Origin of the sequence: Mesorhizobium sp. M7A.F.Ca.ET.027.02.1.1 (assembly GCF_004022985.1) — a bacterium.
GTDB lineage: Bacteria > Pseudomonadota > Alphaproteobacteria > Rhizobiales > Rhizobiaceae > Mesorhizobium.
This window is the reverse complement of record NZ_RZOL01000412.1, coordinates 1-5367: the sequence shown is the minus strand read 5'-3', so window position 1 is coordinate 5367 and position 5367 is coordinate 1. Positions and strand designations below refer to the sequence as shown.

Sequence of the window (5367 nt, the reverse complement as noted above, 5' to 3'; positions counted from 1 at the left end):
GCCATCCTGCTGGCCGTCCTGATGCTTGTGCTTGGCTCGAAAAGAGCCACCCGCCAGGAGGCGCTGCATGCCACCGGCGCCGGCATCCTGATGCATGGCGTCTATCTCGGTGCCGTCTTCTGGGCCATCCACAGGGGCATGCCGGCCGGATTTTCGGCCCTGATCGTCGGCCTGCAGCCACTGATCACAGCGGTGCTTGCCGGTAAGTTTCTCGGCGAGGCGATCCTGCCGCGCCACTGGCTTGGCCTCGGCATCGGCCTCATCGGCATCGTCATCGTGCTGTGGCCGAAGCTCGGCGCGCTCGGCGGCGGCGTGACGGCAGCGACATTGACCGCCTCGCTGGTCTCGGTGCTCGGCATGAGCGCCGGCACCATCTGGCAGAAGCGCTTCGCCTCCGGCGGCGACCTCGTCGCGGCGACCATGTGGCAATATGTCGGCGGTGGTTCGCTGATGCTCCTCGCCTCGCTCGCCTTCGAAACCCACACGGTCATCATCAATGGCGAACTGATCTTCGCCATGGCCTGGCTGGTGCTGGTGCTGTCGCTCGGCGCCATCTTCCTGCTGATGGTCATGATCCGCGACGGCGAGATGTCGAAAGTGGCCTCGCTGTTCTACCTGGTACCGGCGGTGACGGCGGTCATCGCATGGGCCCTGTTCGACGAGCAGCTCAACGCCCTGCAGATCGTGGGCATGGCGATCACCACATTCGGCGTTGGCCTGGCAACGGCGCGGCAGACGAAGGGAAGAACTGTGGAATTGAGGAATTGAGGAATTGAGGAATTGAGGAAGAAGCACAGACAGCGCCGGATATGGCCCGCTTTTTCTCCAATTCTTCAGTTCTTCAATTCCTCAATTCTACCTGTCATCCCACCCGCGCACGTGCCTCCAGATAGCGGCTGATCGCGGCATTGAGCTCGCCGCCAAGGATAAAGATCGCCGAGACCATGTAGAGGAAGACCACGGCGATCATGATCGAGGCCAGGCCGGCATAGGTCGTCACATAGGACGAGAAGTGGTCGAGATAGGTGGCGAAGATGGTCGAACCGATAAGCCATGCCGCCAGCGTGAAGACGATGCCCGGCACCAGCGAGACGAAGCGGCGCTTGCCCGCCGGCAGCCAGAAATGCACGGCAAACAATCCGCCGACAATGACCGCCGAAGCGATGACGTAACGCCACAGCGTGATGGTGCCCATATAGGGCTTGATCCAGTCGATATGGGCTTCGGCGATCCGCGCCAGCAGCGGCGCGAACACCAGGAGCACGCTGATCGCCAGGAAACCGGCCGTGGCGATGAGAACGAAGATGATGCTCTGCACCCGGCGGTAGATGATGCCGCGCGTTTCCGAAACGCGATAGGCGCGGTTGAGCGACGTGCGCAGCGCCTCGATGCCGTTCGACGCAAAATAGGCAGCAAGCACCACGCCATAGGTCAAAAGGTCGGTGCGCCGGACGGTCAGCACATTGAGCACTTCGCGCGCGATCGGCTTGGCGATCTGTTCGGGCCAGGTGTCGAAGACCAGATGCACGGCGGTGTCGGAGAACGCCTGCGCGCCGAGGAAGCTCGCCAGCGTCGTCGCGAAGATCAGGAACGGGAACAGCGCCATCAGCGATGTGATCGCCAGATGGCTGGCCATCGCCCAGCCGTCATCGGTGTTGAAATGGCCGAGCGCGTCGTAGAGGACCCGCTTGAGGGCTACGATCTTCCGCAACAAGAACCGCGCCCTCCAATTGTCTCCACGCCGGGAATATGGGAAGGGATTGCGGCAAATGGCAACCCTTGGCGAAACCACGAACAGTCCGGCGCGAAAGTTGCGCTCGATTATCATCACCGGTGCGTCTTCGGGAATAGGCGCGTACTGCGCCCGCGCGTTGAAGGCGGAAGGCTGGCGGGTGTTCGCAACGGCGCGCAGGCCGCAGGACATCGCCGCGCTCGAAGCCGATGGCATCGAGGCCTTCTATCTCGATTATTGCGAGCCGGACTCCATCGCCTCGCTGGTGACGGCGGTGCTCGACCGCACCGGCGGCCGGCTCGACGCCCTTTTCAACAACGGCGCCTATGCCCAGCCGGGCGCCGTCGAGGATCTGCCCGTCGCGGCGCTCAAGCAGCAGTTCGAGGCGAATTTCTTCGGCTGGCATGATTTGACCCGCCGGCTGGTGCCAGTGATGCGCCGCCAGGGTCAGGGCCGCATCGTCCATTGCTCGTCGATCCTTGGCCTCGTCCCGGTGCGCTTTCGCGGCGCCTATTCCGCGTCGAAGCATGCACTGGAGGCCTTGATGCTCTGCCAGCGCCAGGAACTGGCCGGCAGCGGCGTCCACGTTTCGCTGATCGAGCCGGGGCCGGTGAAGTCGAAGATCGCCAGCAATGGCCTCATTTGGTTTCTCAGCAACATCGACCACGAAAATTCCGTGCACCGCGTGGACTATGCGGCGCAACTCGAACGGCTGCGGGCCGGCGGCAGCCAATCGGCCTTGAAGCCAGGGCCGGAAGTCGTTCATGCGGCGCTGCGCCATGCACTTCTGTCGCGGCGCCCGCGACCGCACTATGTGGTAACATTGCCGGCCAGGATCGGTGCGGTGCTCAAACGCATCCTGCCGGCATCGATGCTTTACCGCCTGATGGCCAAACGCGCCTGAACGCCAAAACAACTGGAACGAAACAATGGCAACCGTCTTCAACATTCTCGCCATTCTGGTCATGGTCGCCGTTGCGGTCGTGCTTGTTCGTGGCCTCATCAATATGATGCGCGGCGGCTCCGGCGTCACATCGAACAAGCTGATGCAGGCGCGCGTCATGCTGCAGGCCGTGGCGCTGGTGCTGATCCTGCTTGCGGTGTATTTCACCCGCAAGTGAGGGATGTCGGCGGGGAGGCGAAATGGTCAAGCTCAACAAGATCTACACCCGCACCGGCGATGATGGCACCACGGGTCTCGGCACCGGCGAGAGGCGGCTGAAATCCGACCTGCGGGTAGACGCCTACGGCACGGTCGACGAAGCCAATGCCTGCATCGGCATCGCCCGGGTCCACACGGCCGCGATCCATCCCGCGATCGACGCCATGCTTTCCCGCATCCAGAACGATCTCTTCGACCTCGGCGCCGATCTCGCCGTGCCCGACGACGGCAAGCCGCTCGGCTATGAGCCGCTTCGGATCGTCGCCGTGCAGACCGACCGGGTCGAAAAGGACATCGACCTTCTCAACAAGGAGCTTCAGCCGCTCAAATCCTTCGTGCTCAATGGCGGCACGCCGGCAGCGGCGGCACTTCACCTTGCCCGCACCGTGGCGCGGCGGGCCGAAAGGCTGATCGTGGCCCTTGCCCAGGATCCGGACGAGCACGTCAACCGCGACGGTCTAAAATACATCAACCGGGTCTCGGATTTCCTGTTTGTCGCCGCCCGGGCGGTCAATGACAACGGAAACGCCGACGTGCTATGGGTTCCCGGCAAGAACCGCTGATTGTCGAAAGCGGAAGAGGGCCTGGGGCAATGTTCATCCCGCTTTACGACACCAACAGGCTGCGGCACATCAGGCTGCAATATGTGACGATCGGGCTGATCGTGGTCAATGCCCTGGTCTACCTCGCCACCGCGCTCGGCGGCGAGAGTTTCTCCAATGCCGCCGTGCTTGGCCTCGGCTTCATCCCGTCGGTCGTCCATGACACCGCCGAGCTTGATCCCCGTTTCATCGTCATCCCCGAAAGCCTGAGCTACCTCACCTATTCCTTCCTGCATGCCGACATCTTCCATCTCGGCGGCAACATGCTGTTCCTGTGGGTGTTCGGCGACAATGTCGAGGATGCGCTCGGCCACATCCGCTACCTCATCTTCTACCTGTTGTGCGCGATCGCCGGCGCCGCCTTCCAGGGCCTCGTCGCCTGGGATTCGCAGGCGCCGCTGATCGGTGCCTCCGGCGCCATCGCCGGAGTGGTCGTCGCCTATCTGATCCTTTATCCCAGGGTGAAGGTCTGGGTGCTGGCCTTTGCCCGCATCCCGCTGCGGATTCCGGCCTTCATCCCGCTCATCTTGTGGGTGCTGTTCCAGGTGGTGATGTTTGCCGCCGGCGGCGAGGACCAGATTTCGTGGGCTTGCCATATCGGCGGCATCATTGCCGGAGCCGTTCTTGTGCTCGTCCTGCGCAGCCGCGGCGTGCCGCTGTTTGCCGGCGCCGACGAGGACGTTGCGCCCACCGCTCCCGACCAACCGCCGGTTGCCACGGAACCGCTGATCCCCGACCCGCCCGCCGCGACGCCGCGCTGGGGGCGAGGAAACACTTCCAGTTCGGACTGAACCGATTTGAGCCGCTTGCAGCGTATTGACGTGCAGGGTTGCCGCAACTACGGAAACGTCACCGCCGCAACCTAAGGCGGGCAAACACCAGAATTTCCATCCGGCCGGAATTCCATCCGGCCAAAATTCAGTCAGGAATGTCGGCTTTCGACAACTCAGAACGGGCGCAGGCTGTTATAGCGCGCCCAACTAGCGTGAAGAGGTGACAGGCAAATGAAGATCCTTGTGCCCGTGAAGCGGGTTGTGGATGCGAACGTCAAGGTTCGCGTGAAGGCTGATGGTTCGGCGGTGGAGCTCGCCAACGTCAAGATGGCGATGAACCCGTTTGACGAAATCGCGGTGGAAGAAGCAATCCGGCTGAAGGAAGCCGGCAAGGCTGAAGAAATCATCGTCGTCTCGATCGGCCCGCAGCAGGCGCAGGAAACACTGCGCACCGCGCTCGCCATGGGCGCCGACCGCGCCATCCTGGTCAAGACCGAGGAACAGACCGAGCCGCTCGGCGTCGCCAAGGTGCTGAAAGGCGTCGTCGACGCCGAGCAGCCCGGCCTCGTCATTCTCGGCAAGCAGGCCATCGACGACGACTCCAACCAGACCGGCCAGATGCTGGCGGCACTGCTTGGCTGGGCGCAGGGCACCTTCGCTTCCAAGATCGTGCTCGACGGCGACAAGGCCAAGGTGACGCGCGAGGTCGACGGCGGCCTGCAGACCGTGGAACTGAAGATGCCGGTGATCGTCACCGCCGACCTTCGCCTCAACCAGCCGCGCTATGCCTCGTTGCCCAACATCATGAAGGCCAAGAAGAAGCAGCTCGACGAGAAGACCCCGGCCGACTACGGCGCCGACGTCAAGCCGCGGCTGAAGATCATCAAGACCGAGGAGCCAAGCGGCCGCAAGGCAGGCGTCAAGGTCAAGAGCGTCACTGAGCTGGTCGACAAGCTCAAGAACGAAGCCGGCGTGTTGTAAGCGATCGGGAAAGGAACAGAAAAATGGCTATTCTCCTCATCGCAGAACACGACAACGCAACGCTTTCCGACCAGACCGCCAAGGCGCTGTCGGCGGCGCTGCAGATCGGCTCGGGGG

The 5367-nt window shown here is 63.0% G+C and carries 7 protein-coding genes; 6 read left to right on the top strand and 1 reads right to left on the bottom strand.

Annotated features, from left to right (window positions below):
• The coding region (locus EN749_RS29955; protein ID WP_145991055.1) for a DMT family transporter at positions 1-768 on the top strand (768 nt) is incomplete at its 5' end.
• Positions 769-862: 94 nt separating this feature from the next.
• Here the strand turns inward: EN749_RS29955 and EN749_RS29950 are convergent.
• Positions 863-1714, bottom strand: a complete 852-nt coding sequence (locus EN749_RS29950; protein WP_127270626.1) for a YihY/virulence factor BrkB family protein — start codon at positions 1712-1714, stop codon at positions 863-865.
• 55 nt (positions 1715-1769) lie between these two features.
• Between EN749_RS29950 and EN749_RS29945 the strand changes: the two genes are divergently transcribed.
• The 5 genes from EN749_RS29945 to EN749_RS29925 all read left to right on the top strand — a co-directional run bounded on the left by EN749_RS29945 (position 1770) and on the right by EN749_RS29925 (position 5250).
• Entirely contained in the window at positions 1770-2636 is an 867-nt protein-coding gene (locus tag EN749_RS29945; protein ID WP_128290173.1) for an SDR family oxidoreductase, read from the top strand.
• A gap of 25 nt (positions 2637-2661) precedes the next feature.
• Positions 2662-2853, top strand: a complete 192-nt coding sequence (locus tag EN749_RS29940; protein WP_013529428.1) for a twin transmembrane helix small protein — start codon at positions 2662-2664, stop codon at positions 2851-2853.
• Positions 2854-2875: 22 nt separating this feature from the next.
• A complete protein-coding gene (locus EN749_RS29935; protein WP_127270629.1) occupies positions 2876-3457 on the top strand; it encodes a cob(I)yrinic acid a,c-diamide adenosyltransferase in 582 nt (193 codons plus the stop codon).
• Positions 3458-3486: 29 nt separating this feature from the next.
• Positions 3487-4287: a rhomboid family intramembrane serine protease gene (locus tag EN749_RS29930; protein WP_127272488.1), complete on the top strand. Its 801-nt coding sequence runs from the start codon at positions 3487-3489 to the stop codon at positions 4285-4287.
• A gap of 213 nt (positions 4288-4500) precedes the next feature.
• Entirely contained in the window at positions 4501-5250 is a 750-nt protein-coding gene (locus tag EN749_RS29925) for an electron transfer flavoprotein subunit beta/FixA family protein (protein WP_127331584.1), read from the top strand.
• The last annotated feature ends 117 nt before the right edge of the window (positions 5251-5367 follow it).